Origin of the sequence: Prochlorococcus sp. (assembly GCF_965655815.1) — a bacterium.
GTDB lineage: Bacteria > Cyanobacteriota > Cyanobacteriia > PCC-6307 > Cyanobiaceae > Prochlorococcus_A > Prochlorococcus_A pastoris.
Window position 1 is genome coordinate 543,803 of record NZ_CBFHHZ010000001.1, and the last position, 26,210, is coordinate 570,012.

A 26,210-nucleotide genomic window follows, 5' to 3' on the forward strand; every position below is an offset into this window, starting at 1 on the left:
TTTTTATGGGTAAATCTCGTTAAGAAATTTTGATAGTCCAATTGTTAAATCTCTTATGGATTTAGTAAATTCTTTATCTTTCGTTAGTTGTTCAAAATCATCACTCATTTTATCAAATTTGCCTGATATTGATTCGGCAGCTTCGATTGTTAATTTAATATCTTTTAGAGTTTCTTCGTCATTTATAGTGGACAAAATATTGTTTAAATGACCTGCTGCTATGGTTACCTCTTTTATAAGAGGTTTAACTCTAATAATTTCTTGCTTTGACAAATAAATTAGTTCATCAAGATTTTCTTGTGTTTTATCAAATTGATCTATTGAATTAACTACATTTTCAATTAAATTTTCTTGATTTGATTCTTTAAGTAGTTGATTTATCCTGTTAGTGATATTTGAAAGGCTCGATAGTTGCTTTCCAGTAATAGTGTCTCCTTGACAAATAATTAATTTACTATCACATTTGTCTGATATGGCTTTTGGAGTATTCTTCGGAATTGTTTTTTCACTAGTTTCTAATGCGACTTGAACATCTCCCCCTAAAAATGAATTCGTAACAACTCTTGCGAATGCAGGTTTGGGAAGAACAATGTCTGGATTATTTAAAACAATTTTTGCTTTGATTGATTCATTAGTAAAAAGAATATCCTCAATTGAACCTACTAAGATCCCTCTGTAAGTTACTGGAGATTTTTTTGATAAACCACTTGCGTTGTTAAATTCTGCAAAAAGATACCAATTTTTCGAAGACAGCTTTACACCTCTTAACCAGAATGAAAAAAATGTAAATACTAATAAACCTCCTAATAAGGAAAATCCTACTATTGAATCTCTTAAGCTTCTACGCATAATTTTTAAATGTCTTTTGGTTGCATTGGTCCTGCAAGGTTCCCATTTCTAAATTGGAAAACATAAGGATCATTACTCTCTTTAAATTCATCAATAGAACCAGCCCATCTGAATTTACCTCCATAGAGCATAACAACTTTTTCTGAAGTCCTTTCTATAGTACTAAGAACGTGACTCACAACAATAGATGATCCATTGGCTTTATTATTTGTATTATTAATCAAGTCTTCAATTCTTGATGAAGCAATAGGGTCAAGACCAGCAGTAGGTTCATCAAAAAGTAATAATGGTTGACTTTTTTTATCTAAATCTTGATCTGTAATCAATGCTCTTGCAAAACTTACTCTTTTTTGCATACCGCCACTTAATTCATTTGGCAGCTTTTTCTCAACATTAAATAATCCCACTTCTTCCAAACATTCTCTTACAATTTCTTGAATAAATTTCTTGGATAAATTTTTATTCTTTTGAAGTAGGAAGCCTACATTTTCTTCAATCGTTAAAGATCCTAATAAAGCAGGATTCTGAAAAACTAACCTTACATCTGGAGGGTTAGTTTGATCTAATCTTAAGTAAGTTTGTTTTTGTCCAAATATACTTAATTCACCCGCAGTGGGTAAAAGCAAACCTGCCAAGATTTTTAATATAGTTGATTTCCCAGAACCTGAAGGGCCAACAATAGCTAATTTTTCGCCTTCATATAGTTTTAAATTGATTTTATTTAGTACATTAAGTTCTCCCCAACTAATTGAGAGATTATTGGTTTCTACGACATGTTTTGTTTTTTTCAAAATGTATATAAAGCAATTTGTCTTTAAATACATATTGCCTACTTTTTAAAAATAAAAAAGGATGTATGTATTTGATTTATAATCAATGTATATATTTAAATCTTAAGAAATTTAAGAGGATTTTGATGCAGAAGAAGAAAAAAAGAATAAAGAGAACTTTATCTTATTTTAAAAAATCAAATTTAGGTTTGATAAATAAAATTATAAGAATTCTAAGTTGGTTATTGCCAGGGTTAGTAATCAAAAGATGGATGATAACTTCTGCTATTGGATTATTAACTTCTTTATTAGGGATTGCAATCTGGACTAATTTAAGACCTCTTTATTGGTTAATAGAAGTCTTTTTCTCGATAATGAACGTGGTAACAAAAATTTTGCCTATTTCAGTTTTGGGACCATTAATCCTTTTGTTTGGCCTTCTCTTGATTGGTATTGGGCAAAATAGAAGTATTAATTCTATACAAAAAGCTCTTGTTCCAGAAAAAAATACATTTTTAGTAGATGCACTAAGAGTTAAAAGTAAATTAAATAGAGGCCCGAATATTGTTGCTATTGGAGGAGGAACAGGCTTGTCAACATTATTGAAAGGCCTAAAAAACTACAGCAGTAATATAACTGCAATAGTTACAGTTTCAGATGATGGAGGTAGTAGTGGAGTTTTAAGAAAACAATTAGGAGTTCAACCTCCAGGAGATATCAGAAATTGTTTGGCAGCCTTATCAAATGAAGAACCAATATTAACAAGATTGTTTCAATACAGATTTTCTGGAGGTAGTGGATTAGAGGGACATAGTTTTGGCAATTTATTCTTATCTGCTTTAACAACAATTACGGGGAGTTTAGAAAAGGCGGTTCAGGCTTCCAGTAAAGTGTTGGCAGTACAAGGGCAAGTATTGCCAGCAACGAATACAGATGTAATGCTTTGGGCAGAACTTGAAGACGGTGAGAAAATATTTGGTGAAAGTAAAATAAGTCAATCAAAAAAGGTGATTTCCAGGATTGGTTATCTGCCCGAAAATCCATCAGCTCTTCCTAGCGCTCTTGAAGCTATTAAAGAAGCAGACCTAATAATACTTGGTCCAGGAAGTCTTTATACTTCTTTGCTACCTAATTTACTGGTCCCTGAAATTGTAGATGCTCTTCTGAAAAGTAATGCTCCCAAAATTTACATAAGTAATTTGATGACTCAACCAGGGGAAACGGATAATCTTGACGTATATCAACATATCAAAGCAATAGAAAAGCAATTATCAAATTTTGGTGTAAAAAATCGAATATTTAATGCAATACTTTCTCAAATTAAATTTGAAAAGTCACCGCTTGTTGATTACTACCAAAGTAGAGGTGCCATGCCAGTGATTTGTAATAAAGAAGAATTAATTTCAGATGGATATTATGTCTTGCAAGCTCCCCTTTATTCAAGAAAGATAACACCAACACTTAGACATGACCCCCGAAGACTTGCAAGGGCAGTAATGTTTATTAATAAAAAAATGAAGAAATTAAATTAATAAATTTGTCTAATAAGCATCTTGTAATTCATAGAAGTCAGGTTGTATATAATCTTTTCTTAATGGCCATCCTCTCCAGTCTTCTGGCATTAAAAGTCTTGTGGGATTTGGGTGATCAGCAAAATTGATTCCAAACATGTCATAGGTTTCCCTTTCTTGCCAATCACTTCCCTTAAAAATTTTATAAAGGCTAGGTACAGATAAATCTGAGTCTCTATTTAAAAAAACTTTTACTCTAATTTCTTTAATCTCTTTTATATCTTGAATATCTCCAAGTGAGATTAGATGATAAAAACTTACGAGACATTTTCCTGGCCCTTCATCGTAACCTCCTTGACACTGAAGGTAGTTAAAGCCATACCCTCTTAAAGTAGATATTGCTTCGTACAATTTTTCTGGTTTGACTGAAAGTATCTCAACACCTATATGATCATTCCCTAAAGATTCGTTGGTAATTCCATCTTCAGAAAGCTGATTACTTACTATCCCATTTTGTTTTACAATTTTTTCTGAAGATTCAGGTGAACTATTATTTTCCATTATTTTATTTCTTCATCTATAGAATTTGTTTCATATATATTTTCACTACTTTCTTCTATCTGATTAAGTTTAGAAGATTCAATTGACTTTTCAGATTTTTTATTTAAATATTCACCAGTATTTTCTGAAAAAACAAGATTCATCTCATGATCTATAGTTAAATATCTATGAGTTTGCTCAGCTTTACTCCTCTCAAGAATACTCTCATTAGCAACTTTTTTTCTTAATTTTATAACGGCATCAAAAATAGCTTCTGGTCTAGGGGGGCATCCTGGAAGGTATAAATCAACTGGGATTAATTTATCAACTCCTCTTACTGCTGTTGTTGAATCTGCACTAAACATTCCACCAGTTATGGTACAAGCTCCCATGGCAATGACGTATTTTGGTTCTGGCATTTGTTCATATAATCTTACTAATGCTGGTGCCATTTTCATTGTGACTGTTCCAGCAACAATTAGTAAGTCTGCTTGTCTTGGGGAGCTTCTAGGTACTAAGCCAAATCTATCAAAATCAAACCTAGACCCTATGAGTGCTGCAAATTCTATAAAACAGCATGCAGTTCCGTATAAAAGTGGCCATAGACTACTTAATCTTGCCCAGTTATGAAGATCATCTAAACTTGTCATTATAATATTTTCGCTCAAGTCAGTTGTGACTTGGGGGGCACCCAGAGGATTACAAGTTTCTTCTCTAAGTTCTCTTATTGCTTTTGGTGAAAGTGAATTGTTCAACTTTTTAACTCCATTCTAAAGCTCCTTTTCTCCAAGCGTAAGCAAGAGCAACTACTAATATCGTAATAAATATTAGAGCCTCAATAAATGCTAGTAAGCCTAGTCTATTGAATGCAACCGCCCAAGGATAAAGAAATACTGTTTCTACATCAAATATAACGAATACTAATGCAAACATGTAATATCTAATATTGAATTGAATCCAAGCCCCCCCAATAGGCTCCATCCCTGATTCATAGGTGAGTTTTCTCTCGCCGGTTCTTCCTTTGGGAGAAACTATTAGGTTAGTAACTAAGGCTAAAATTGGAACTGCCGCAGCAATTATTAAAAAACCTAAAAAATATTCGTAGCCTGGTAATGAAAACATTTAAAAAAAATTGTTGGAAAATTCGCTTAATTTAGCAAAATCTTTTAGAGTCTCTAAAGTTAGATACTAAATCGTGAGTGAAAACATTCAACCATCTTCTGAGGAAAACCAAATAGTTGAGGATTTAACAAATAAAGAATCTTCTGAAAAACTTCTAGAATTTAAAGATAAAGAACTCATTAATAATTTAGAACAAAATAGATTCGAATGTAGAAGTTGTGGATACATTTATGATCCTATAGAAGGTAACAAGAAACTTAACATACCTAAAAATACTCCTTTCTCGGCAATAGATGGAAATACTTTTGCTTGTCCAGTATGTAGAGCAGGTAAAAATTTATATAAAGATATAGGACCAAGAGAAAAACCTAGTGGTTTTGAAGAGAATTTAACTTATGGCTTTGGATTCAATAGTTTGCCACCTGGTCAGAAAAATATTTTAATATTTGGTGGTTTAGCATTTGCAGCTGCATGTTTCCTTTCTTTGTACTCTTTGCACTAAAATATATCCATGAAAAAATTTTTAACTAGTATTCCAAACCTTCTTCTAACTTTTACACTTTGCTTTGTTTTAAGTAGTTGTTCTTCAACAGGTGTAAAAATGAGCGAGAGTAGTCCCTGGGAAACAATTCAATTTGAAGATCAGTCAAATGCATTAGATATAGATTTCATAGACAATAATCATGGATTTTTAGTTGGATCAAATAGGCTAATTATGGAATCTAATGATGGAGGAAAATCATGGGAAAAAAGATCGTTAGATATTGCTGCAGAGGAGAATTTTCGTTTACTTGATATAGATTTTAGGGGTTCTGAAGGTTGGTTGATAGGACAACCCTCTTTAGTTATGCATACGACTGATGAAGGTAAGAATTGGACAAGGTTATCACTAGGTAAGCTCCCTGGCCAGCCTTTTTTAGTCTCAACTGTTGATGATGGGGTTGCTGAATTGGCAACAACCTCAGCTGCTATTTATACAACTTCAAATAGTGGTGAAACATGGGAGGCTAAGGTATCAGACCCTTCCGAGCAGGGAGGGATTAGAGATTTAAGAAGAACATCTAATGGAGATTATGTAAGTGTAAGTAGTCTTGGTAATTTTTTCTCTACTCTCGAAAGTGGAAGTGATACTTGGATAGCTCATCAAAGAGCGAGTAGTAAGAGAGTACAAGGTATAGGATTTAATCCAGACGGAAATTTATGGATGTTATCTCGAGGTGCTGAGATAAGATTTAATGACGATAGTAATGATTTGGAAAGTTGGACTAAACCAATAGTTCCAATTCTAAATGGCTATAACTATTTAGATATGGGTTGGGACCCTGAAGGAAATATCTGGGCCGGAGGTGGTAATGGGACTTTGATAGTTAGTAAAGATGATGGTAAAACATGGGATTCTGATCCTGTTGCTTCAAGTTTGCCAACTAACTTTATCAAGATTCAATTCTTGGAAAAAGATGAATTAGATGATAAAAAAGGTTTTATTCTTGGAGAAAGGGGTTACATCCTGAGGTGGAACGGTTAAGTTCAAGCTAATTAAAAAATAAAAAAATCCTTAATTTTCTTGTAATTTAACAACTGTCTGTAACCAAGCTGTAAATTTCTTCACAAACTTAGGATTTTTCCTTGTAAGATCAAAGGGTAAATAATTGTGATTATGGCCGCAGGTTCAACGGGTGAACGCCCATTCTTTGAAATAATCACCAGTATCAGATACTGGATTATTCATGCAGTAACACTTCCAGCTATTTTTATAGCGGGCTTCCTATTTGTATATACAGGTTTAGCCTATGATGCTTTTGGGACTCCACGTCCGGATAGTTATTTCCAGGCTTCTGAATCAAAAGCACCTGTTGTAACGCAAAGATATGACGCTAAATCTCAATTGGATTTAAGAACAAAATAATTATGTCAAATTCTCAAGCTCCAATGCAGGCTGTTGAAGTCCGCGTTTATCCGATCTTTACCATTCGTTGGCTAGCAGTTCATGCTCTTGCGATTCCCTCAGTCTTCTTCTTAGGTGCTATAGCAGCTATGCAATTTTTAAGATAAATTTATTAATTATGCAAGTAAACGAAAATCCGAATAAAGTTCCAGTAGAACTTAATCGTACAAGCCTTTATTTAGGCTTATTAGCAGTATTTGTTTTAGGAATTTTATTTTCCAGTTACTTTTTCAACTAAATTAAAATTATGAGTAAATTAAAAGGCCCTGATGGCAGAATTCCCGATAGATTACCTGATGGTAGACCAGCTGTGGCATGGGAAAGAAGATGGACAGAAGGAACCCTTCCCCTTTGGCTAGTTGCTACGGCGGGAGGAATAGCTGTTATTTTCGTCTTAGGTATATTTTTCTACGGTTCATACCAAGGAGTAGGTGCAGGTTAAACCTTTTATTCCTTTTTAACTATTTAGTATCTAGTTTTAATAAGAATCTGTAAATATCTTTAGTTTTTCTTTTGTAAAATTAGGGATATTTTCTTTTTGAGTTATTAAACCATCCTTTAAAGAACTATGGGATTTGCTTTGAGGTCTCTTTTTATCGATAACTTTAGCGATTTCAAAGACAATTTTGTTAGCAACTTCAGTATTTGCTCTGAGATTTTCCAAAACCATCTCTACTGATACCTCCTGATGAGTTTGATGCCAGCAATCATAATCAGTAACCATAGAAAGAGAAGAATAAGCTATCTCAGCTTCTTTAGCTAATCTTGCTTCAGTGTGATTAGTCATACCTATAATTGAACAACCCCAACTTCTATATAAATTAGATTCGGCTCTAGTAGAGAAGGCGGGCCCCTCCATTGCTAGATATGTTCCTCCTCTATGTAATTGTCTTCCTCCCGGGATATTTTCTTCGCTAACATTGCATAAAATTCCTGACAAGTTCATACAGAAAGGATCCCCCATAGTTACATGAGCTACTGCTCCTTCATTAAAAAATGTTGCTGGTCTTTTATGAGTTCGATCAATAAATTGATCTGGAATAACAATATCAAGAGGCCTGATTTGTTCTTGAAGTGAGCCAACTGCTGATGGAGCGATTATCCACCTCACACCAATTGATCGGAGAGCCCAAATGTTAGCTTTGTATGGTATTTCTGTCGGATTCATTTTATGTGTTCTACCGTGCCTCGCTATAAAAGCTATTTCTAAATTACCAGTTTTAAAGAGCCTAATTGAATCAGAAGGTTTACCATAAGGTGTATTGACCTCGATTTCTTCATGACATTCTATTTTGTCAATTGAATAGAAACCACTCCCACCAATTACTCCTAATTTTGATTCTTTAATGGGTAATAAATGCTGTTTATTCATTGTAATGAAATGACTATTAATCATCTAGTACTAATTGGAGGCGGACATACAAATGTTCTTTTGATGAGAAAATGGTTGATGTATCCGAAATTAATACCAGAAATCCCTATATCAATTATATCCAGAGATACTCATTTAGTTTATTCAGCTATGTTCCCTTCTGTTATTTCTAAATCAATTTCTTTAGATGAAAGCTTAATCAATATTAGATCTTTAGCTAAAAAGTCAAGAGTAGCTTTCATAAAAGGAGAGGTAATTAATATTGATTTTCAGTTAAAAAAAATTTTTTTAAAAAATAGACCATCAATTTGTTACTCAAAATTAGTGCTTAATTATGGAAGTCAAACCAAAATTTCAGGAGAATTTGAAGATTTAGTCAATAATCAAATTGCTTTCCCAATTAAACCTTTTTTTAAGGCTTATCAGTTAATTGAAAACGAAGATAAGCATGATTCTGAAACTGAACAATCTTTTGTAATTGTAGGAAGTGGACTCGCAGCAATTGAAGTTGTTTTTGCCTTGAGAAAAAGATGGAAAAAAAGATCTTTAAAAATTCTATGCAAATCAAATAAAGTAAACGATAAAATCTTAAAAACTTTTTACAAATCGAATATAGAAGTAGTTGGTAAACTTCCTGTTGAATATGGAAAGATTCTCTTATGTACAGGAAATTCATCACCATATTGGGTACAAAAATATAATTCAGAATTGGATTCAAAAGGACGATTTTTTACAGATCAGAAATTAAGGTTGAAAAATTTTTTCGGAACTTTTGCAACTGGTGATTGCGCAGTCATAAAAACCTCTAAAAGACCTTCTTCTGGAATATTCGCAGTAAAAGTGTTAAATATATTGGCAACTAATATTCAGAAGGAAATAAAAGGTGAATCATTAAAAAATTGGTCTCCTCAAAAATTTGGATTGCAAATAGTAAATTCTTATCCTAGAAAGCTTCCGAAAGCTTTTGCTTTTTATAGGGATGTTGTTATTGGGCCTTCTTTTCTGATTTGGTACCTTAAAAATAAAATTGATGAAGGTTTCATAAAGAAATTTCGTATTTTAGATTCGAATATGAGTCAAAAAGTCAACGAAGGTGGGATGGAAGAATGTAGAGGGTGTGCCGCTAAAATTCCTCAAAGCACTTTAAATAAATCCTTAAGAAGTGCTCAACTTGAAAATTTTGCAACTTCTCCTGAGGATTCTGTTGAAATTTATAAAAATAATCAAGATATTATTCTTCAAAGTGTTGATGGATTTCCAGCGTTGATAAGCGATCCTTGGCTAAATGCAAAAATTACTGTGTTGCATGCTTGTTCAGATTTATGGGCTTGCGGAGTAAAACTTTCATCTGTACAGGCCTTAATATCTCTTCCAAAAGTAGGAAAAGATTTTCAAAGCTACCTTTTTTCTCATTGTCTAAAAGGGATAAAAACAACAGTTGAAGAACAAGGGGGTAAGTTAATTGGAGGGCATACTTTTGAGTCAAGAAGTTTAGTTGATCAACCTTATTCTTTAGGAATAGATATTTCTTTAACTGTTCAGGGAGTTTTGAAAAATGGAGCAAAACCATGGTTAAAATCCGGTATGAAAAAAGGAGATATTATACTAATGTCAAGACCTCTAGGAGTGGGAGTTTTTTTTGCTGCTCAAATGCAAAATATCAATTTGAAAGATAGTTCAGAGGAGATAATGAGAAATTTAGTTACAAGTCAGCAACCATTAATTGATAAAATTTATTTGCTTCAAGATAAGTTTGGAGAAACATTTATAAATGCAGCTACTGATGTAACTGGCTATGGATTTATAGGTCACCTTAAAGAGATGATCGATTCATCTAATTTATTAAGGAAAGATAATAAGCTTAAACCTATTAGGGTTTTATTAGATTTATTTGCATTTAAAGCTTATCCAGGAGTATTTGATTTAATACACAAAGGAATCAAAAGTTCTCTATTCGAATCGAATAAAGAAATATTTGATCAAATTATTGCAGAAAAAAGTAATGATAGAATTATCGCATTTTCAAAAAAAAATAAAGTTAATAGTGACAGCTTTAAAGAAATAATATCATTATTATTAGATCCACAAACTTGTGGACCGCTTTTGATATGTTGTGCTCCTAAGTATGAAAAATTTTTAAAGGATGAATGGTATAAGGTTGGAGAAGTAATAAATTGATAGTTATTTCTTTTTGGTCTTATCGATCTCTATATATCTCAACCTTTTAATTTCATCCCCCATTTCTTTACCCGGTTGCCATCCTTCACTTTTTAAAAATTCCCCACTTTTTTTTGACTTAATAAATTTATAAACAAATAGCCATTTAAAAAAAGATTTCCAAAATAAACCCTCATTGCAAATTAATAATTTCACTGTCTCTTCATCTAGATTTTTTGTTTCAATAAATTCAGTCCATTGCGAGGGAGTTAAATAGAGAAATTTTTCTTTTTCATTATCTAATTGATTTGTGATATTTAAGTAATCTTTGAGAATCTTCTTTTCCTTGCTATTAATAAAAAATCTTTGACAAGTAAGCTCTAAATTTTCTGAATTTTTTAATAGGTAGAGAATATAATTACCTTTAAGTTTTTTAATCCACTTTAAACCTCTTAAAAATTTTTTATTTATACTAATATTTTTATTTAGAATAGAAATAATTTCCCAATCATTTAATAAAGAAACTATTTTTGCGAGATTATCGTATTTGTATATTTCTGCCAATTCCATCCTGATTCTTATACTTATTCCAGGCGGAAATTTAGATTTAACATCATCCTTCATCATAACCCAGGGCCATCTTTGGATAACTTTTTGCGATTGTTGAAGTGATTTATTTGAAATTTTAAAATCTAATCTTGAAGCATATCTTGCGCACCTTATTAATCTACTAGGGTCATCTTGAATACTATTTTCATGCAGCAAATGCAATTCTTTTTCTTGTATATGTTTTATACCATCAAAGAAATCATAAATTTCTTGCTTTGAGAATTCAAAAGCTATTGCATTTATACTAAAATCTCTCCTTTTTAAATCCTCTTTAATATTTGCATGTTTTACGATTGGATTTAATCCTGGAGCCTCATACTTCTCTGTTCTTGCAGAAGCTATATCAATTTTTAAATCATTAATATTTAGTTCTACAGTGTCGTATATTTCAAATTCTTTTATCAAACAAAGTTCAACATTTGAGATATTTTTTTTTATGAATTTTGCTAAATCAACAGAAGATCCTTCTGTAACTATATCAATATCAAGTGGATTGAAAAAATTCTTTTTATGAATTTTAGTGATTAATAAATCTCTTATATAGCCACCCACAATTGCAACTTTAACGCTACTATTCAATTCAATATACTGAGAAATTATATTAAATAAATTAAAAGGAATTTTTAATATTGCTGAATTTATATAAGCAGAAATATCATTCATGCAAATTTCAGTTTATTGCTCTTATTGGAGCTAATCTTGGGTCTAAAATTTTGCTCCCTTTATCACCAAACTTTACTGCTAAGGATATTTTTTCGCCACTGCCAAAAATATGTATAATTTCACCTTTGCCAAATTTAGAGTGAATTACTTTATCTCCAACCAACCAACTTTTTCCTTTACTGGGTCCTGAATATAGTTTTCTTACTGCATTTATAGGTCTATTAATAAATTCATTTGAATCTTTTCTATCCACTCTTGTTAAACGGTCAAGATGACGATCCCTTCTGATAGAAGCACCACCTGATTGAGGTAATTCCCCGTCAATTAGTTCCTCTGGTATTTCTGAGAGAAATATTGAAGGAATTGTTGCTTCTCGCATGCCTCCCCACAATCTTCTCTCTCTTGCATGTGATAAGAAAACTCTCTCTTTAGCTCTTGTTATGCCTACATAGCATAATCTTCTTTCTTCTTCTAGAAGAGAAGGAGTATCAATTGACCTGTGGCTTGGAAATAAACCTTGTTCTAGTCCAGTTATAAATACATTTTGAAATTCTAATCCTTTACTGTTATGGAGAGTCATTAAAGTGACAGAGTTAGGATGATTTTTTTTTGTATCATTGTCTGTTGTTAAAGCTGCTGTTGACAAGAATCCCTCTACATCTGGGTTCTCGGTCTCTTCTTCAAATTGAGTAGCAGCATTTATTAATTCCTGAAGATTATTTCTTCTATCTTCAGATTCCTCTGAACCACTTGTTAATAAATCACTTAAGTAACCGCTTTTTTCTAGAATTAATTGAAGAATTTGAGAAGGCCCCGAGTTCTCTATATAGCAAAGAAGGTCATTCATAAGCTCTGTGAATTTATTAATGCCTTTTGATGATCTGCCTATAGTCTCATCTAAGCTTTGTTTGTCATTTATGACCTCCCATAAAGGAATGTTCAACTTATTTGATAGCTCATTAAGCTTTTGAATAGTTGTTTTTCCTATTCCCCTTCTTGGGACATTTATTATTCTTAAAAGGCTTATATTATCTGAAGAATTTACTAAGACTTTTAAATAAGCGACAGCATCTTTTACTTCTCTTCTGTCATAAAATCGTAATCCGCCAAAGATTGTATATGGAATTCTCCACCTTACAAGAGATTCTTCTAATACTCTAGACTGAGCCCTAGTTCTATAGAGGATTGCAAAATTTTTCCAGATTGGTTGCTTATTGTAATTATTTAGAGACCTTAATTTTGTTGTTATTGCCTCAGCTTCAGATATCTCATCATCGCAGCTAAGCAACTTTAAAAGTTCTCCTTCCTCCCTTGTAGACCTTAAAACTTTATCAATTCTTTCAGTATTATTTTCAATCAAAGAGTTTGCAGCGGTAAGAATATTTGATGAAGATCTATAGTTTTCTTCTAATTTAACTAGAGAGGCTTTCTGATCATTATTAGATGAATTTTTAAAGTCTTCTTGAAATCCAATTAATATTCTGAAATCTGCTGCCCTAAAACTATAAATACTTTGATCCGCATCTCCGACAACAAAAATTGATCTATCATTCCATTCGCAAAATTTGTTTGGTTCAGTATTCCCAGCCGTAATTAATTTAATCAGTTCATATTGTGTCCTATTTGTATCTTGATATTCATCAACTAATACATGCTGGAATCTTTTATGCCAGTAATCCCTAACTAAATCATTTTGCCTTAATAAAAACACAGGAAGTAGTAGAAGATCATCAAAGTCTAAAGCATTATTTTTTGAGAGAGATATCCTATATCTTCTGTAAGCATCTGCAATTATTTTATCAAAATGATTATCAGCTTTTTCGTCAAGGTCGTTAGCTGTAAAACATTGATTTTTTGCGTTACTAATAGCCCTCTTAATTTTCTTAGGATCAAATCTTTTTGGATCAAGACTCATATCTTGACCAACAATTTCTTTTACTAGGGTCTGAGAATCTGTCTCGTCATAAATAGAAAATTGCCGTGTCCAGGTTAGGCCTTCAGGATCTTGATATTTTTCTATATCGTATCTTAAAAGTCTTGAAAATAATGCATGAAAAGTTCCGATCCATAGGTCCCTCAGTCTCTCTTGATCAATATTTGTTCTTAATTGATTCTGATCAAATTCCTTGAGGGTTGACCAAGGCTGCCCAAATTGATTTAAAGCTATTTCTTGCGCAAGTAGTACTTGAAGTCTTGCTTTCATTTCTTTAGCAGCTTTATTTGTAAAAGTTACTGCGAGAATGTTATATGGATCTACAGAGTTATTCTCAATTAAATTAGCAATTCTATGAGTAAGAGCCTTGGTTTTTCCACTACCTGCACCTGCTACAACTAGCAGTGGCCCATTGATATGATTTACAGCTTTTAGTTGTGCATTATTTAAGGATTTAAAAAGGAAGTTGTTAGTTTGATGCACTTTTTATAGGTTGTATTATTAAAAATTTTTACCTTACTTTAATTTGAAGATTGAGGGTTAGTCTCTAATTGTTGTAATGCTTTTTTTAGGTTTATTAGTTCATTATTATTATTGATAATTTCTTCGAACTTATTCTGAGGCATTTTTAATTTAACACTTCTCTTAAGAATTTCTTTTTCTAATCTTTTTTTATAAGAAGTAACAAGTTTTTTTGATAATTTTAATTCTTGTTTATCCAAAGTTTTAAAAAATAATAATTCTATCTTAGCGAAAAATTTTTTTTATTTACAGTATTTGGAATATCACTTCGAAAGGTAGTTTTTGATTAAGAACCATTTCGTTTATTTTAAGTGTTAATTATTTTAATTTGCTCTGGTCTATTATAAATAAGTAGAAATTTCAAGTTTTTAAATTTAAGAATGACAGTTTCAAAGAGCAATCAAATTTTATCAAATGATAGAGGTTTAGAAAATATAAGTAATAAAAATATTGAAGACATAAAAGAATTTATTAATACTGCAAACTCAAGATTAGATGCAATAAATTCAATAACTAATAATTCTCACGCAATTGCCGCTGATGCTGTAACTGCAATGATTTGTGAAAATCAAGATTCAGTTAATACAAAAATATCTTTAGATACCACCAATAAGATGTCTATTTGTCTAAGAGATGGAGAAATAATTTTAAGGATTGTTTCATACCTTTTGATTTCTGATGACGAATCAGTTTTATCTAAAAACTGTTTAAAGGATCTTAAAAATACTTATTTGGCCCTTGGTGTACCTCTGAAAAATGCTATCCGAGTTTTTGAGTTGATGAGAGATGCAACGATTTCTGATTTAAATTCTACAGTAAATTCTATGAAAGGAGAAAAAGAATTTCTTCCTGATTTAATTTCTAATACAGAGTTTCAATTTGAAAGAATAATCAATCTTTTAAGATAGACATATTTCTTATCTCTGATGTGTGTGAGGTTTGTATTACGGTATTGTTTTCATTATTTCTAATTACTGAATATCTGGATCTAATATGATCTGATAAAAAACAAATTCTCTCTTCAGAAGCTGTTGAACTGTAAATAGTTTTAATATTTAAGTTCTCATTTTCATCAATCAAATATTCTGATGATGAAATCACGGATTCAGTATATCCCTTATTACGTAGAACAATCCCCTTATTTTTATCCTTTGGTAAAAATAATAATATAGTTTTATCTTGTTCAATTTTTTGATCAATCTCCCAATCACTTATTGCCTTCCAACTTATTGATAATGCAATAAAAGAAGGTTTAGAGGTGTAATTATATTTTTCTAAAAGTCCTAAAACCTTTTTATTATTGCTTTCTAACTCTTTTATTTCTATTTTGCTAGTTGAATTTTCAACTTCCTGAAAAGCTAAAGAGTGAGTGCTTCTTATGGATTTCCACTCTCCTAAACTTTTTTGAATAAATTGATTAATTGTTATTAGATTCTTCGTCAAGTTTATCTTCTACTGAATGATTGGTAGCTTTTTGAATCATCCTTACCATAGAATCTACCATTAGTCTTTTTGCAGAAGTCACTTTTAATCCGGAAGGTGTTGTTGATATTTGTTCTCCAGGACGATCGTATGATGTAGGTCTAAATGGAGTCATCTAAAAATTTTTAAAATCAACAGATTTATATTCTTACATGAATATTCATTTTAATGTTGTTGTTTGCGAAAATGTTATATCTTTTATGGCTTGGTTTAAGGATTTTTAATTTTTGCCTTGTTTTGGGATTTTTCTTTTTGCTAAACCTGAAATAGTTGCTAAAGCAAACATGCCTAAGAGAGCTATTCCTAGGAATAAACCTGCTCCCTGACTGACCCCAGCTCCAACAGCAACAAGAATTGAATCACTGATTAGAAGACTTATTAGTAAAGCTGGGGTGAATATTTTCCACCGAGTTCCTCCAATGCCGATTGCATAGCTGAGAAAATCAAAAAGTCCGGTCATAAGAAGACCTGTCATTAGGAAGAAATTTTCTTCTAATTGGTTTTGATTAAAACTTTCAATTCTTTTCATTGCTTTTGAGCCTACTAAACCACGTACAGGGCCACGACCAAAATATCTTGCTATAAAGAAAGCTGCTTGGCAAAAAACGATATCAGAAAAGACAATTGTTAAATAACCCTTTTGGAATCCTAATAAGGAGCCAGCCAAAAGTGAATAGGCCGAACTTGGTAGAGCAGGTAAAATTATACTTACTCCTCTAAGAACAAATATTCCAAAAGGTGCCCATATTCCCATACTCTCTACCTTGTTCCTTAGAGGTTCGATGCCATAGTTTTGTATGAAATAAATTAATACAATAAATATTGCTATAAAAAAAACTACTGAGAGGAATTTTTGAATTTTATTCATTATTTTCAGAAAATTCTTTAAGAGCTAACTTTTTTAATTAATATTTGATTCTATAATAAAAGCACTAATCAATAATATTTTTTACAAAGTTTTTATTCTTATTTTTTCAATATAGATTTTAAGCAAACTTCATTTGTAAATTCTGAATCAAAATTGAAAATTATTAAGATATAGTTGTTAATTTTAAAATTCAATTTATTGATTTCTCATATTCGATTATTTTATGATTCAAGCCAATAATAAATTTTCATCAATAATTGTTGTCAATATTTTTTCTTTGGTTGTTTATATAATTTTCTCTTTTTGCATTTTAATAAAACAATCATATGCTTTATCTCATGAATGGGTTGGAGTCCCAATTAGTGAATACGGTGAACAATTATGGGATAGAAAGAGTATAAAAAGGAATGAAGATGGTTCTGTTAGAGTATTGAGCAAATTTATCCCAAAAACTAAAAGTGAAATAACACAAGATATCTTATATACAATGGACATAAACTGTTTTGAGAAATCTTTTAGAGATGTTAATGTCTATACAGATGAGAAAAATAGTCGTTTAAATAAGCTTGCTGATTGGCAAGATCCAAATGGAGACCAATTAATCTTGGGTGTGATTGGCCAAGTATGTAGAGTTGATAACTAAAAATTTAAATTTTTAAATATTCATAAAAATAACCCGTCAAAGACAGGTTTATAAAGGTGCCAGGACCCAGATTTGAACTGGGGACACGGCGATTTTCAGTCGCCTGCTCTACCAACTGAGCTATCCCGGCTCTAACTTATATACTTTAAATTAAGATGTGTAGTTTGTGAAACCCATTTATTAAATTTTCATATCTTGACTAAAGATTTAATGAAGGAAATGCATTATTTTGCATTAATTGCTAATAAAGCAGTCCCAAATGAAGTCGTTTTTTTACATGAAATTATTGGGATATTAATAATCCGTTCTCTTATTGCTCTCCATTGAGGATTTTTTGAGCCTCCACCAGTAGTAACAATTCTTTTTGGAAGTGATCCTGTCAGCTCATATAGTTTTTCCCAACCTTTTAATTCAATTCTTGCTAACCCCTCGAACAATCCATGTAAAAAAAGTGAGTCGCTTACTGGCCTAGGGCTAAGAATTGGCTCCAAAAAAGGATTATTAACAGGAAATCTTTCACCCCTACTATTAAGTGGCAAAAGATTTAGGGAAGTTTTTTTTGAGGGATTTATTTGTCTGCTAAGTTCTTTTATTTCTAAATCAGAAAAAAATTGAGATAAAATTCCACAGCCAGCGTTTGATGCCCCTCCACATATCCAGTTATCACTTACTCGATGGGTTGTAATTCCCTTTTCTTTGATCGGGGTCTTATTAATTTTTTTAACTACGATTGTGGTTCCTAAAACTGTTAGACCTTCTTCATCTCCCAATCCTGCAGCTAAAAAAGCTGCATTTGAATCAGTTGTACCCGAGACTAATAATATTTTCTTATTTAAGTGGAATCTTTCGGCTAAGTCAGTATCGATTTGACCCAATATTTTCCCACTTTTAATTATTAAAGGTAAGCATTTTTGCCATGAAGTTTTGAGATAGCTTTTTGGCCAAGATTCTTTTATTAGACTCCAACCAAGTTTAATATTATTACCTTCTTCTCCATATTTCCAATCTTTCAAAAACCAGCCAGTTATCAAATCAGATTGATGTCTTAAAATAATATTTTCCCCAAATTTATCTATTAGTTTTAATGCTTTAGCCAAACTACTGTATGGGGTTTGTAAATGATCTTCTCCACCCGTTATGGATTCAATGAGTATTTTGTTTTCATTGCATGCTTGGTCGTAAGGTATAGCTTCCCCTATTGGATCCCCTCTTAAAGTACAAGCCGTTAAAGTTCCAGAAGTACCGGAGATTGCTAAATTAACAATATTTTTTTTAATATCTAGAGGTAAATTATCTAGAAGTTTTTCACAAGAATTAATCCAAGAGTTGGGATTTTTAAAGCCATATTGATATGGAACTGAATTCGTATATTTTAATTCCTTTTTATAATTAATTATGGATATTCTTGCGCCACTAGTCCCAAAATCTAAGCCCCCAAAAAAATCATCTGGCATAAATAATTACAAAAGTATTTTTGAGGCCTCTACTAATTGGGCTGATTTTTCTTCAACACGTTCCCAAGGAAGATTTAGATCATTTCTACCAAAGTGTCCATAAGATGCAGTTTTTCTGAAAAATTCCCCACCCATTTTTTTGGGAAGATTTCTTAAATCAAACTCTTTAATTATTGCTGCAGGCCTTAAATCAAAGTTGTTTTTAATTAGTTCTTTCAAATTATCTTGAGAAATAACACTAGTACCAAATGTTTCAACAAGAATTGAAATTGGTTTGGCAACTCCAATGGCATAACTTAATTGTACTTCTGCTTTTTTTGCTAATTTTGCTTTAACAATACTTTTAGCGACATAACGTGCAGCATATGCAGCAGACCTGTCAACTTTAGTAGGATCTTTACCAGAGAATGCCCCCCCTCCATGCCTTGCATATCCTCCATAAGTATCTACAATAATTTTTCTACCAGTAAGTCCCGCATCTCCTTGAGGTCCCCCTACTACAAATTTACCTGTGGGGTTTACCAGGAATCTGGTTTTTTGACTTGATGGTTTAATTTCTAAATCTTCTGTCGCTGGCAATACAACATTGATCCATAAATCTTCTTTTATCTTTTTACGAATTTCTTCTTCATTTGTAATTCCATCAATCTCAGCCGTATGTTGAGTAGAAATTAAAATGGTATTTATTGAAACTGGGATCCCTTTTTTGTAATCAATACTTACTTGAGTTTTTCCATCAGGTAGAAGATAATCAAGAACTTTTTCATGTCTTACTTTTGCAAGTTGTATTGCTAATCTGTGAGCCAAGCTAATTGGTAATGGCATTAATTCAGGTGTTTCATCACATGCATAGCCAAACATTATCCCCTGATCACCAGCCCCAGTATTATTTTCCAAGTCCTCATTAATATCATCTGCTTCATTTACTCCTTGGGAAATATCAGGTGATTGCTCGTCAAGAGCAACTAAAACGGCGCAGCTATTTGAGTCAAAACCTCCAGCTTTTGAACCTTCATATCCAATTTCTTTAATTACTTTTCTGACAAGTTTTATATAATCAAGCTTTGCTCTAGAAGTTATTTCACCTGTAAGTAAGCAAAGGCCTGTGTTGACTACTGTTTCGCAGGCCACTCTACTTTCTGGGTCTTCACTCAATAAAGCATCTAAAACAGCGTCACTGATTTGATCACATATCTTGTCTGGATGACCTTCCGTTACAGATTCAGAAGTAAAAATAAAATCACTCATTTATTATTAATTTAGGAATAAACTAATCCTAAATTAAATCGTAAATATTAATCAATAGTTATTAACTTGAAATTACAATAATTTTTATAATTTAAAATTTATTTATTAGTTTTTAATAAATTAAAAATAAGAGTTTATACGCTTTCTGCAATCTCTACTGTTTGCTCCTCATTCTCATCAGTTTGCTCAAGTAACATTTGCTTATATTTTGCAGCCATTTCTTCAGCTTTATTAAAAACTTTTTGTGGGTCAGTTAGCATATCGCCCGGTTCTGGTTCTAGAGCTTTGGTTGATAAAGAGATTCTACCTCTCTCGGAATCTAAGTCTATTATCATAACTTTCATCTGATCATTAACATTTAAAACATTATGAGGTGTTTCAATATGTTCATGACTAATTTCAGAAATATGTAGAAGACCACTCACACCGCCTATATCAATAAAAGCCCCATAAGGTTTTATTCCCTTTACAGAACCAACAACAACTTCTCCGACTTCAAGTCTATTCATTTTTTTCTCAACTAAAGCTCTTCTATGACTTAAAACTAATCTGTTTCTTTCTTCATCCACCTCAAGAAATTTTAAAGGTAAATATTCTCCTTCCAAATCTTCTTTTATTTTTCTAGCACTAATATGAGATCCAGGGATAAAGCCTCTCAGTCCTTCAACTCTGACTAAAGCCCCACCCCTGTTTGTGGCAAAAACCTCGGAATATATAGTGGCATCTTCTTTTTGTAATTGTCTTACTCTTTCCCATGCTCTTTGATATTCTATCCTTCTAATAGATAAAGCTAATTGCCCATCTTCATTTTCCTCACTCATTATAAAAAATTCTCTACTTTCTGAAGGTTGTAAAACATCACTAAGTCCTTCAACTCTATTTATAGAAACTTCTTGCATAGGCATAAAAGCTGCAGTTTTAGCTCCTATATCTATCATTGCTCCTTTAGGCTCTAAAGCAAAAACTGTACCTTTTACAAGATCACCTGGTTTAAAATTATAATCATACTTTCCTAATAATGATGCAAACTCTTCTTGAGTAAATCCTGCTGTATCCAAATCATTATTTCGTCTGCTTGAAGAAGAATCTGCAGAGGGAATATCTTTATGGTCAAATGATAAATCTTCCTCTTTTGGAGTCTCTGAAGTATTTTCTTCTAGGGTTGTATTTTCAATTTCTTTTTCGTCTGAAATTTCTTTTACGATTTGGGAAGGATTTTTGATCATTTGTTAAAACGCAGACCACCTAAGATGGTTAGAAAGGAACGCTTTTAGCCTGCAAACTAAAGAGCAAATTATTTGTAAGTTATATTCTACACTTTAGAAGGCTAAATTTATAAAATTGAAGCTAATTCATTTTTTGAATTACCTTTTAGGGACTCTAGAGTGGAGACAAAGTCTTTTACCCCATTAAATTTCCTATAGACTGATGCATATCTTATATATGCAACTTCGTTTTCTTTCCTTAAGCCTTTAAGAATTAATTCTCCAATTTGAGAAGATTTAATATCTTTATTTGAGTCTTGTACGATTTGCGATTCAATTGAGTCAACAAAATTAATAATCGATTCTCTCGAAAATGTTGTTTTTTCGCATGCTCTAGATATTCCAGTAACTAATTTATCTTTATTAAATAATTCTCTGCTCCCATCTTTTTTAAGAACAGAAATTGGCATTGTTTCAACTCTTTCATATGTGGTAAATCTAAAGCTGCAATTTAAACACTCTCTTCTTCTTCTGACACTTTTCCCTGTATCAGCAGATCTTGATTCTAAAACTCTGCTATCTGTATTTTGACAGGTGGGACACTGCATATAGTGAATTAATACTATCTTCAACTCTAATAGTAGATTAATATCACGATTATGAAAAGTGGCAAAAAAAAACCCTCTATTTATAAGAGGGTTTTTTTACTTTATTTTCTGTCAAATTTAGGAGGATCTCTAAAAGCGACTGCAAAAAATAGAGTAACAACTGCGAGAGTTAAGATAAGAACGTAAGCAAAAGCTTCCATGAGAAAAAATAATAAAGTTTAAATTAAACCCTTCCTGGGATTCGTCTAGTGGTTTCGTCTCCAAGTTTCTTAAAGAGACCAAATTCAACTTGATCACCTATTTCAGAGTCAATACCAGCAAAGGAGTCTTTGTAAAGTGTTCTTGAAGCATGCCACCAATGACCAAATAAGAATAATAAGCCGAAACATAAATGTGCATAAGTAAACCAAGCTCTTGGGGAACTTCGGAATACACCATCAGATTTATAAGTTTCTCTATCAAACTTGAATGCTTCACCAAGTTGTGCTTTCCTAGCTAATCTTTTAACTACAGCAGGATCTGTGAATGTTTGACCATTAAGATCACCTCCATAAATAGTCGCTGTGATGCCAGTTTGTTCAAATGAATACTTTGCTTCAGCTCTTCTAAATGGGATATCAGCTCTAACATTCCCTTCCTTATCTTCCAAAATAACTGGGAAGTTTTCAAAGAAGTTTGGAATTCTTCTTACTTCTAAATCATTGCCCTCTTTATCTGTAAACGCAATATGCCCTTGCCAACCTGTTGGTAAACCATCTCCATTTACAAGAGCACCAACCCTAAACAATCCTCCTTTCGCAGGGCTGTTCCCTACATAATCATAGAATGCAAGCTTTTCTGGAATTGAAGCATATGCTTCTTCCTTGGTTGCTCCATTATCAATAGCTGTTTGAACTCTCCTGTTTATTTCAGTTTTGAAGTAACCAGAGTCCCATTGATATCTTGTTGGTCCAAACAATTCAATAGGAGTGGTGGCAGAGCCGTACCACATTGTTCCTGCGACAACAAAAGATACAAATAGAACGGCGGCAAGAGCACTAGCTAATACTCCTTCCAAACTTCCAAGCTTAAGGGCTCTATAAAGCCTTTCTCCAGGTCTATTTGTGATGTGAAATATTCCACCAATGATACCTAAAAGGCCAGCTGCAATATGATTTGCAACTATCCCACCAGGATTAAAGGGATTAAATCCATCTGCTCCCCAAGATGGTGCGACCTGTTCGACATGACCAGTTAAACCATAGGGATCTGAAATCCAAATGCCGACATTTGCGCAATGAAAAGCTCCGAATCCAAAGCAAGTAATACCTGATAAAAGAAGATGAATCCCAAATATTCTTGGAAGATCAAGAGCAGGTTCCCCAGTTCTTTCATCTTCCCATAGCTCTAAATCCCAATATGTCCAATGCCAGATTGAAGCAAGCATTAAAAGTCCACTAAAAACAATGTGAGCTGCTGCAACACCTTCGAAGCTCCAGAATCCTGGATCAACCCCTGTAGCACCAGTTATATCCCATCCGTTCCAACTACTTGTGATCCCTAATCTCGCCATGAATGGCATGACATACATTCCCTGTCTCCACATTGGATTGAGAACAGCGTCTGAAGGATCAAAAATGGCTAATTCATATAAAGCCATAGAACCGGCCCAGCCGGCTAATAATGCAGTATGCATGAGATGCACAGCAAGTAGTCGACCGGGGTCGTTGATAACTACTGTGTGAACTCTATACCAAGGCAATCCCATCGGTTAAATTCTTGTGACAATGCTGAATAAACAGCTAAACATCATGATAGTAAGGGTTTTTTGGGCGTTGAGAGAGTTTTGTAAATAAATTAATTTCCTTAGTAAAACTGGTCAGATAAACTTGTATCACTTTAGTTTGAGGGAATTTTTAGCAAAAATATGTTAATATTTTGGTCACAATTCTCAAAGTAAAGCGCCAAAATAGAAAAAAATAACAAAAAAAATGGCAATTATCAGATTCATCCGTGAAGGAATAGATATCGAATGCAAACCTGGAGAAAATTTGAGAGAGTTAGTAATTAGAGAGAAATTACAACTTTATGGACTAAAGGGCATACTTGGAAATTGCGGTGGTGTTGGGCAATGCAGTACTTGTTTTGTTTCTGTTGAAGGAGGAGTGAAAAACTCGCTAAGTCCTCTAACTGTTGTTGAGGAAGAAAAACTCAATAATAGACCTGATAACTGGAGACTTGCCTGTCAAACTCTCATCAATTCATCTGCGGTAATACTTACAAAGCCTCAATCTCCTCCATCAAATTTGAAAGATTTGAAAGAATCTGCTGAAAGCAAAAAATTACCTAGATAAATTGTTTAAGACTGTTAATGAGTTAGTCGACTTTTTGGTTTTTTTCACTTAATTCCTATTTGAATGTCTATAGTCTTATTATTATTAAATTTGTATCTTTAAATGGAAACAACAAATTTTGGTTTCGTAGCAAGTCTTTTATTTGTAGGAATACCAACTATCTTCCTTATTGGTCTATTTATTTCAACCCAAGATGGAGAAAAATCAAGCTTTTATTCAGATTCTAGCAAGGGTAAACTTGGCCCAAAACGCTAAATTAATCCCTTAATGTTTCTTATTTCTGCTGAAAAATTTTCATTGTGGAAAAAAAAACAAATATCAAAAGGAGGAGATAACCATTCTCTCAATCTTTTGATTGATTCATTAGGTGGATTATCAAATATAGAATTAAATTTACTTAAAATAAAATCAGAAAAAGTTTTAAATTTAAATTTAGATTTAGATTTTATTGAGACTTTATGGGATAAACACCTTAATACTTCTATACCCATACAATATTTAAGTGGAATTTCTTTTTGGAGAGATTTAAAATTAGAAGTTTCAAATAAAATTCTTATCCCCCGACCAGAAACAGAACTTTTTATTGATATCGTTTCGGGCATATTCAAAAATAAGAAAGAAAAAATAACTTTTGTCGATCTAGGAACTGGTTCGGGTGCTATTAGCATAGCTTTAGCACTGGCGAATCCAAACTGGAGTGGGATTGCAACTGATATAGATAAAAGTGCTATTGAGATTGCTTCAAGAAATTTTAAAACTAATTCTAATCAATCAAATTTAAAATTTTATAATGGGAATTGGTGGGATCCTCTGGAAAATTTTAAAGGTGAAATTGATTTCGCTGTAGCTAATCCTCCATATATTCCGCAAGATACTTATGAAGTCTTACCAATAGAGGTAAAGAATTTTGAACCTAAACTTGCTCTTTTGGGAGGGAAAGAAGGTCTAGATCATATCAATCAAATAGTTCAAAATGCGCCCCTATATTTAAAAAATAAAGGGTGGTTATTGATTGAGAATCATTTTGATCAAGGTGAGAAAGTTAAAAAATTATTTCTTGAAAATAGATTTACTTCTGTAAAAGTTTTAAAAGATTTTTCTGGGATTGGAAGATTTACAATAGGAAGATATAAATAAATTATTAGTTAATAATTTTAATGAATGTCATAGATCAAAAATTAGCTTTAGAAAAACTAAATAGTGGATCCCCTATAGTTTTTCAGACAGATACTTTACCTGCGATTGGATGCTTACCAAAGTTTTCAGAAATGATTTATAAGATAAAGAAAAGAGATATTAAAAAACCTTTAATTTTAATGGGAGCTGAAAATTTTGAATTTGATGATTTTGTTCATGAATCGGCATTAGGTGATTTCAAATATATTGCTTCTTGTTATTGGCCAGGACCCTTAACAATCATTATTCCGTGCTCTGAAAAAAGAAGATCATTTACATCCACCAGTAATTTTACATTAGGTTTGCGAATACCAAATTCGAAAATGGCTAAATTACTCTTAAAGGAAAGTGGACCACTACTAACATCAAGTGCAAATCTATCAGGCTTGCCTACCGCTACAAGCGCAAAAGAAATTTCAATTAATTTACCTAATGTAAATATTTTAGGACCAATTCCCTGGGAAAAATGTAGTGGTAAGGCGAGTACCATAATTACTTGGGTGAATCATGGTAAATGGAAAATAATAAGAGAAGGAGAAGTTTCAATCCCAGGTATAAAGTTATGATTCTTCTTATATTTTTTATTTCTCTAACACAAATTTTTTCTTACTGGATTTTTGAACCTTTAACATTTTTTTTAACTGATTTATTTCAAATAAAGTTTTTACCAATTTTTCTTTTATCCCTTTTTACTTTTCTATTTTGGACAAAAAAAGAGGAATCAAATATAGAACTTTGAAAATGCCGGCTAACAGATTTGAACTGATGACCTTCGCTTTACAAAAGCGCTGCTCTACCGCTGAGCTAAGCCGGCATAAATTTTATTTTACATACAACCAGGTGGTATTTGATAATTTATTAATTTTGATTTTAAAACGTTTATTTCTTTTTCTGTGTGTCTTCATTTTTTTTAAATTCAATTTCTCCAGTAAGGGTTCTTTTTATAGGAAGATTAGCAACTAATGCTGTCATTCTATCTTCGGTTTCTAGACTTACAGCTACTTCCTCAAAATCAATCTCAACATATTTAGCAACCACATCAAGTATTTCTTTTCTCATTTTATCCAAAAGATCAGTTGTCAATGAACTCATGTCAACTCTGTCATGAGCTAAAACTAATTGCAATCTTTCTCTAGCAGTATTGGCACTAGCCGTTTCTCTGCCTAGTAATTTGTTTATTAGGTCTCTGAGAGTCATCAT

General features: G+C 32.3%; 33 protein-coding genes and 2 tRNA genes. 14 read left to right on the top strand and 21 right to left on the bottom strand.

Annotated elements, in window-relative coordinates:
* Positions 1-3: 3 nt before the first annotated feature.
* Both ACTF45_RS02845 and ACTF45_RS02850 read right to left on the bottom strand, forming a co-directional pair.
* Positions 4-849: an MlaD family protein gene (locus tag ACTF45_RS02845; protein ID WP_288346496.1), complete on the bottom strand. Its 846-nt coding sequence runs from the start codon at positions 847-849 to the stop codon at positions 4-6.
* A gap of 5 nt (positions 850-854) precedes the next feature.
* Positions 855-1,673 (bottom strand): ABC transporter ATP-binding protein, encoded by an 819-nt coding sequence (locus tag ACTF45_RS02850; protein ID WP_438949315.1) that lies wholly within the window; start codon positions 1,671-1,673, stop codon positions 855-857.
* 92 nt (positions 1,674-1,765) lie between these two features.
* On the opposite strand from ACTF45_RS02850, the gene ACTF45_RS02855 reads away from it, so the two are divergent.
* Positions 1,766-3,151: a gluconeogenesis factor YvcK family protein gene (locus tag ACTF45_RS02855; RefSeq protein WP_288346494.1), complete on the top strand. Its 1,386-nt coding sequence runs from the start codon at positions 1,766-1,768 to the stop codon at positions 3,149-3,151.
* Positions 3,152-3,160: 9 nt separating this feature from the next.
* Here the strand turns inward: ACTF45_RS02855 and ACTF45_RS02860 are convergent, their stop codons facing one another.
* Genes ACTF45_RS02860 through ACTF45_RS02870 form a run of 3 tightly spaced genes read right to left on the bottom strand, consistent with a single transcriptional unit; the run spans position 3,161 to position 4,792 of the window.
* Entirely contained in the window at positions 3,161-3,691 is a 531-nt protein-coding gene (locus tag ACTF45_RS02860) for an NAD(P)H-quinone oxidoreductase subunit J (protein WP_288346493.1), read from the bottom strand.
* Entirely contained in the window at positions 3,691-4,425 is a 735-nt protein-coding gene (locus tag ACTF45_RS02865) for an NADH dehydrogenase subunit K (RefSeq protein WP_438949316.1), read from the bottom strand. The genes ACTF45_RS02860 and ACTF45_RS02865 overlap by 1 nt, the downstream gene beginning before the upstream one ends.
* 4 nt (positions 4,426-4,429) lie before the next feature.
* Positions 4,430-4,792, bottom strand: a complete 363-nt coding sequence (locus tag ACTF45_RS02870; protein ID WP_288346492.1) for an NAD(P)H-quinone oxidoreductase subunit 3 — start codon at positions 4,790-4,792, stop codon at positions 4,430-4,432.
* A gap of 73 nt (positions 4,793-4,865) precedes the next feature.
* Between ACTF45_RS02870 and ACTF45_RS02875 the strand changes: the two genes are divergently transcribed.
* The 6 genes from ACTF45_RS02875 to ACTF45_RS02900 all read left to right on the top strand — a co-directional run bounded on the left by ACTF45_RS02875 (position 4,866) and on the right by ACTF45_RS02900 (position 7,179).
* Positions 4,866-5,294, top strand: coding sequence for a rubredoxin (locus ACTF45_RS02875; RefSeq protein WP_288346491.1), 429 nt, complete (start codon positions 4,866-4,868; stop codon positions 5,292-5,294).
* Positions 5,295-5,303: 9 nt separating this feature from the next.
* Positions 5,304-6,317, top strand: coding sequence for a photosynthesis system II assembly factor Ycf48 (locus ACTF45_RS02880; RefSeq protein WP_288346490.1), 1,014 nt, complete (start codon positions 5,304-5,306; stop codon positions 6,315-6,317).
* Positions 6,318-6,449: 132 nt separating this feature from the next.
* On the top strand, positions 6,450-6,698 hold the full coding sequence (psbE, locus tag ACTF45_RS02885; protein WP_011819648.1) for a cytochrome b559 subunit alpha: 249 nt from the start codon (positions 6,450-6,452) through the stop codon (positions 6,696-6,698).
* Between the two features lie 2 nt (positions 6,699-6,700).
* Positions 6,701-6,844 carry a cytochrome b559 subunit beta gene (gene psbF, locus ACTF45_RS02890; protein ID WP_011131935.1) on the top strand — a complete coding sequence of 48 codons (144 nt, stop codon included), beginning with the start codon at positions 6,701-6,703 and terminating at the stop codon, positions 6,842-6,844.
* Positions 6,845-6,855: 11 nt separating this feature from the next.
* Positions 6,856-6,975 carry a photosystem II reaction center protein L gene (locus ACTF45_RS02895; RefSeq protein ID WP_288346489.1) on the top strand — a complete coding sequence of 40 codons (120 nt, stop codon included), beginning with the start codon at positions 6,856-6,858 and terminating at the stop codon, positions 6,973-6,975.
* Positions 6,976-6,984: 9 nt separating this feature from the next.
* Positions 6,985-7,179, top strand: a complete 195-nt coding sequence (locus ACTF45_RS02900; protein ID WP_011131937.1) for a photosystem II reaction center protein J — start codon at positions 6,985-6,987, stop codon at positions 7,177-7,179.
* A gap of 36 nt (positions 7,180-7,215) precedes the next feature.
* On the opposite strand, the gene mtnP is transcribed toward ACTF45_RS02900, so the two are convergent.
* Entirely contained in the window at positions 7,216-8,109 is an 894-nt protein-coding gene (mtnP, locus tag ACTF45_RS02905) for an S-methyl-5'-thioadenosine phosphorylase (protein ID WP_288346488.1), read from the bottom strand.
* A gap of 9 nt (positions 8,110-8,118) precedes the next feature.
* Between mtnP and selD the strand changes: the two genes are divergently transcribed.
* The gene (gene selD, locus ACTF45_RS02910; RefSeq protein WP_288346546.1) at positions 8,119-10,287 is read left to right on the top strand and encodes a selenide, water dikinase SelD; all 2,169 of its coding nucleotides are present in this window, start codon (positions 8,119-8,121) and stop codon (positions 10,285-10,287) included.
* A gap of 3 nt (positions 10,288-10,290) precedes the next feature.
* Here the strand turns inward: selD and ACTF45_RS02915 are convergent, their stop codons facing one another.
* From ACTF45_RS02915 to ACTF45_RS02925, 3 genes are read right to left on the bottom strand one after another with little or no spacing between them, the layout of a single operon-like run.
* Positions 10,291-11,538 (bottom strand): CCA tRNA nucleotidyltransferase, encoded by a 1,248-nt coding sequence (locus tag ACTF45_RS02915; protein WP_438949317.1) that lies wholly within the window; start codon positions 11,536-11,538, stop codon positions 10,291-10,293.
* A gap of 7 nt (positions 11,539-11,545) precedes the next feature.
* A complete protein-coding gene (locus ACTF45_RS02920) occupies positions 11,546-13,954 on the bottom strand; it encodes a UvrD-helicase domain-containing protein (protein WP_288346486.1) in 2,409 nt (802 codons plus the stop codon).
* Between the two features lie 38 nt (positions 13,955-13,992).
* Positions 13,993-14,193, bottom strand: a complete 201-nt coding sequence (locus ACTF45_RS02925) for a hypothetical protein (RefSeq protein WP_288346485.1) — start codon at positions 14,191-14,193, stop codon at positions 13,993-13,995.
* 180 nt (positions 14,194-14,373) lie between these two features.
* Here ACTF45_RS02925 and ACTF45_RS02930 point away from each other — a divergent pair, with 180 nt between their 5' ends.
* Positions 14,374-14,901: an R-phycoerythrin subunit beta gene (locus ACTF45_RS02930; RefSeq protein WP_288346484.1), complete on the top strand. Its 528-nt coding sequence runs from the start codon at positions 14,374-14,376 to the stop codon at positions 14,899-14,901.
* Here ACTF45_RS02930 and ACTF45_RS02935 read toward each other — a convergent pair.
* The 3 genes from ACTF45_RS02935 to ACTF45_RS02945 form a co-directional block, all read right to left on the bottom strand.
* Positions 14,885-15,436 carry a phycobiliprotein lyase gene (locus ACTF45_RS02935; RefSeq protein WP_288346483.1) on the bottom strand — a complete coding sequence of 184 codons (552 nt, stop codon included), beginning with the start codon at positions 15,434-15,436 and terminating at the stop codon, positions 14,885-14,887. The two genes, ACTF45_RS02930 and ACTF45_RS02935, sit on opposite strands and share 17 nt — an antisense overlap.
* Positions 15,411-15,590: a hypothetical protein gene (locus ACTF45_RS02940; RefSeq protein WP_011131944.1), complete on the bottom strand. Its 180-nt coding sequence runs from the start codon at positions 15,588-15,590 to the stop codon at positions 15,411-15,413. The genes ACTF45_RS02935 and ACTF45_RS02940 overlap by 26 nt, the downstream gene beginning before the upstream one ends.
* A 105-nt stretch (positions 15,591-15,695) precedes the next feature.
* Positions 15,696-16,343, bottom strand: coding sequence for a TVP38/TMEM64 family protein (locus ACTF45_RS02945; RefSeq protein ID WP_288346482.1), 648 nt, complete (start codon positions 16,341-16,343; stop codon positions 15,696-15,698).
* Between the two features lie 223 nt (positions 16,344-16,566).
* On the opposite strand from ACTF45_RS02945, the gene ACTF45_RS02950 reads away from it, so the two are divergent.
* Positions 16,567-16,986 (top strand): hypothetical protein, encoded by a 420-nt coding sequence (locus ACTF45_RS02950; protein ID WP_438949318.1) that lies wholly within the window; start codon positions 16,567-16,569, stop codon positions 16,984-16,986.
* Between the two features lie 57 nt (positions 16,987-17,043).
* On the opposite strand, the gene ACTF45_RS02955 is transcribed toward ACTF45_RS02950, so the two are convergent.
* The 7 genes from ACTF45_RS02955 to psbB form a co-directional block, all read right to left on the bottom strand.
* A tRNA-Phe gene (locus ACTF45_RS02955) sits at positions 17,044-17,116 on the bottom strand.
* Positions 17,117-17,210: 94 nt separating this feature from the next.
* Positions 17,211-18,440, bottom strand: coding sequence for an FGGY-family carbohydrate kinase (locus ACTF45_RS02960; RefSeq protein WP_288346480.1), 1,230 nt, complete (start codon positions 18,438-18,440; stop codon positions 17,211-17,213).
* Positions 18,441-18,446: 6 nt separating this feature from the next.
* Entirely contained in the window at positions 18,447-19,688 is a 1,242-nt protein-coding gene (gene metK, locus ACTF45_RS02965) for a methionine adenosyltransferase (protein ID WP_288346479.1), read from the bottom strand.
* 134 nt (positions 19,689-19,822) lie between these two features.
* Positions 19,823-20,914, bottom strand: coding sequence for a 30S ribosomal protein S1 (locus tag ACTF45_RS02970; protein WP_288346478.1), 1,092 nt, complete (start codon positions 20,912-20,914; stop codon positions 19,823-19,825).
* Between the two features lie 107 nt (positions 20,915-21,021).
* Positions 21,022-21,501, bottom strand: coding sequence for a transcriptional regulator NrdR (gene nrdR / locus ACTF45_RS02975; RefSeq protein WP_288346477.1), 480 nt, complete (start codon positions 21,499-21,501; stop codon positions 21,022-21,024).
* 101 nt (positions 21,502-21,602) lie between these two features.
* Positions 21,603-21,701 carry a photosystem II reaction center protein T gene (locus ACTF45_RS02980; protein ID WP_011131951.1) on the bottom strand — a complete coding sequence of 33 codons (99 nt, stop codon included), beginning with the start codon at positions 21,699-21,701 and terminating at the stop codon, positions 21,603-21,605.
* A 23-nt stretch (positions 21,702-21,724) separates the two neighbouring features.
* Positions 21,725-23,248 (bottom strand): photosystem II chlorophyll-binding protein CP47, encoded by a 1,524-nt coding sequence (gene psbB / locus ACTF45_RS02985; protein WP_288346476.1) that lies wholly within the window; start codon positions 23,246-23,248, stop codon positions 21,725-21,727.
* 223 nt (positions 23,249-23,471) lie between these two features.
* On the opposite strand from psbB, the gene ACTF45_RS02990 reads away from it, so the two are divergent.
* The 4 genes from ACTF45_RS02990 (at position 23,472) to ACTF45_RS03005 (ending at position 25,576) form a co-directional block, all read left to right on the top strand.
* Positions 23,472-23,834, top strand: a complete 363-nt coding sequence (locus ACTF45_RS02990) for a 2Fe-2S iron-sulfur cluster-binding protein (RefSeq protein WP_288346475.1) — start codon at positions 23,472-23,474, stop codon at positions 23,832-23,834.
* Positions 23,835-23,936: 102 nt separating this feature from the next.
* The gene (gene psbM, locus ACTF45_RS02995; RefSeq protein ID WP_011131954.1) at positions 23,937-24,089 is read left to right on the top strand and encodes a photosystem II reaction center protein PsbM; all 153 of its coding nucleotides are present in this window, start codon (positions 23,937-23,939) and stop codon (positions 24,087-24,089) included.
* 12 nt (positions 24,090-24,101) lie between these two features.
* Positions 24,102-24,971 (top strand): peptide chain release factor N(5)-glutamine methyltransferase, encoded by an 870-nt coding sequence (gene prmC / locus ACTF45_RS03000; RefSeq protein WP_438949319.1) that lies wholly within the window; start codon positions 24,102-24,104, stop codon positions 24,969-24,971.
* A 20-nt stretch (positions 24,972-24,991) separates the two neighbouring features.
* The gene (locus ACTF45_RS03005) at positions 24,992-25,576 is read left to right on the top strand and encodes an L-threonylcarbamoyladenylate synthase (protein WP_288348084.1); all 585 of its coding nucleotides are present in this window, start codon (positions 24,992-24,994) and stop codon (positions 25,574-25,576) included.
* Between the two features lie 176 nt (positions 25,577-25,752).
* Here ACTF45_RS03005 and ACTF45_RS03010 read toward each other — a convergent pair.
* A tRNA-Thr gene (locus tag ACTF45_RS03010) sits at positions 25,753-25,824 on the bottom strand.
* 65 nt (positions 25,825-25,889) lie between these two features.
* On the bottom strand, positions 25,890-26,210 hold the full coding sequence (minE, locus tag ACTF45_RS03015) for a cell division topological specificity factor MinE (RefSeq protein ID WP_011131957.1): 321 nt from the start codon (positions 26,208-26,210) through the stop codon (positions 25,890-25,892).

What these genes read in the sequence shown, in the direction of transcription:
- ACTF45_RS02845 (WP_288346496.1), bottom strand. Translation starts at nt 849, where the DNA reads ATGCGTAGAAGCTTAAGAGATTCAATAGTAGGATTTTCCTTATTAGGA.
- ACTF45_RS02850 (WP_438949315.1), bottom strand. Translation starts at nt 1,673, where the DNA reads ATGTATTTAAAGACAAATTGCTTTATATACATTTTGAAAAAAACAAAA.
- ACTF45_RS02855 (WP_288346494.1), top strand. Translation starts at nt 1,766, where the DNA reads ATGCAGAAGAAGAAAAAAAGAATAAAGAGAACTTTATCTTATTTTAAA.
- ACTF45_RS02860 (WP_288346493.1), bottom strand. Translation starts at nt 3,691, where the DNA reads ATGGAAAATAATAGTTCACCTGAATCTTCAGAAAAAATTGTAAAACAA.
- ACTF45_RS02870 (WP_288346492.1), bottom strand. Translation starts at nt 4,792, where the DNA reads ATGTTTTCATTACCAGGCTACGAATATTTTTTAGGTTTTTTAATAATT.
- ACTF45_RS02880 (WP_288346490.1), top strand. Translation starts at nt 5,304, where the DNA reads ATGAAAAAATTTTTAACTAGTATTCCAAACCTTCTTCTAACTTTTACA.
- psbE (WP_011819648.1), top strand. Translation starts at nt 6,450, where the DNA reads ATGGCCGCAGGTTCAACGGGTGAACGCCCATTCTTTGAAATAATCACC.
- psbF (WP_011131935.1), top strand. Translation starts at nt 6,701, where the DNA reads ATGTCAAATTCTCAAGCTCCAATGCAGGCTGTTGAAGTCCGCGTTTAT.
- ACTF45_RS02895 (WP_288346489.1), top strand. Translation starts at nt 6,856, where the DNA reads ATGCAAGTAAACGAAAATCCGAATAAAGTTCCAGTAGAACTTAATCGT.
- ACTF45_RS02900 (WP_011131937.1), top strand. Translation starts at nt 6,985, where the DNA reads ATGAGTAAATTAAAAGGCCCTGATGGCAGAATTCCCGATAGATTACCT.
- mtnP (WP_288346488.1), bottom strand. Translation starts at nt 8,109, where the DNA reads ATGAATAAACAGCATTTATTACCCATTAAAGAATCAAAATTAGGAGTA.
- selD (WP_288346546.1), top strand. Translation starts at nt 8,119, where the DNA reads ATGACTATTAATCATCTAGTACTAATTGGAGGCGGACATACAAATGTT.
- ACTF45_RS02915 (WP_438949317.1), bottom strand. Translation starts at nt 11,538, where the DNA reads ATGAATGATATTTCTGCTTATATAAATTCAGCAATATTAAAAATTCCT.
- ACTF45_RS02930 (WP_288346484.1), top strand. Translation starts at nt 14,374, where the DNA reads ATGACAGTTTCAAAGAGCAATCAAATTTTATCAAATGATAGAGGTTTA.
- ACTF45_RS02940 (WP_011131944.1), bottom strand. Translation starts at nt 15,590, where the DNA reads ATGACTCCATTTAGACCTACATCATACGATCGTCCTGGAGAACAAATA.
- ACTF45_RS02945 (WP_288346482.1), bottom strand. Translation starts at nt 16,343, where the DNA reads ATGAATAAAATTCAAAAATTCCTCTCAGTAGTTTTTTTTATAGCAATA.
- ACTF45_RS02950 (WP_438949318.1), top strand. Translation starts at nt 16,567, where the DNA reads ATGATTCAAGCCAATAATAAATTTTCATCAATAATTGTTGTCAATATT.
- ACTF45_RS02960 (WP_288346480.1), bottom strand. Translation starts at nt 18,440, where the DNA reads ATGCCAGATGATTTTTTTGGGGGCTTAGATTTTGGGACTAGTGGCGCA.
- metK (WP_288346479.1), bottom strand. Translation starts at nt 19,688, where the DNA reads ATGAGTGATTTTATTTTTACTTCTGAATCTGTAACGGAAGGTCATCCA.
- ACTF45_RS02970 (WP_288346478.1), bottom strand. Translation starts at nt 20,914, where the DNA reads ATGATCAAAAATCCTTCCCAAATCGTAAAAGAAATTTCAGACGAAAAA.
- nrdR (WP_288346477.1), bottom strand. Translation starts at nt 21,501, where the DNA reads ATGCAGTGTCCCACCTGTCAAAATACAGATAGCAGAGTTTTAGAATCA.
- ACTF45_RS02980 (WP_011131951.1), bottom strand. Translation starts at nt 21,701, where the DNA reads ATGGAAGCTTTTGCTTACGTTCTTATCTTAACTCTCGCAGTTGTTACT.
- psbB (WP_288346476.1), bottom strand. Translation starts at nt 23,248, where the DNA reads ATGGGATTGCCTTGGTATAGAGTTCACACAGTAGTTATCAACGACCCC.
- ACTF45_RS02990 (WP_288346475.1), top strand. Translation starts at nt 23,472, where the DNA reads ATGGCAATTATCAGATTCATCCGTGAAGGAATAGATATCGAATGCAAA.
- psbM (WP_011131954.1), top strand. Translation starts at nt 23,937, where the DNA reads ATGGAAACAACAAATTTTGGTTTCGTAGCAAGTCTTTTATTTGTAGGA.
- prmC (WP_438949319.1), top strand. Translation starts at nt 24,102, where the DNA reads ATGTTTCTTATTTCTGCTGAAAAATTTTCATTGTGGAAAAAAAAACAA.
- ACTF45_RS03005 (WP_288348084.1), top strand. Translation starts at nt 24,992, where the DNA reads ATGAATGTCATAGATCAAAAATTAGCTTTAGAAAAACTAAATAGTGGA.
- minE (WP_011131957.1), bottom strand. Translation starts at nt 26,210, where the DNA reads ATGATGACTCTCAGAGACCTAATAAACAAATTACTAGGCAGAGAAACG.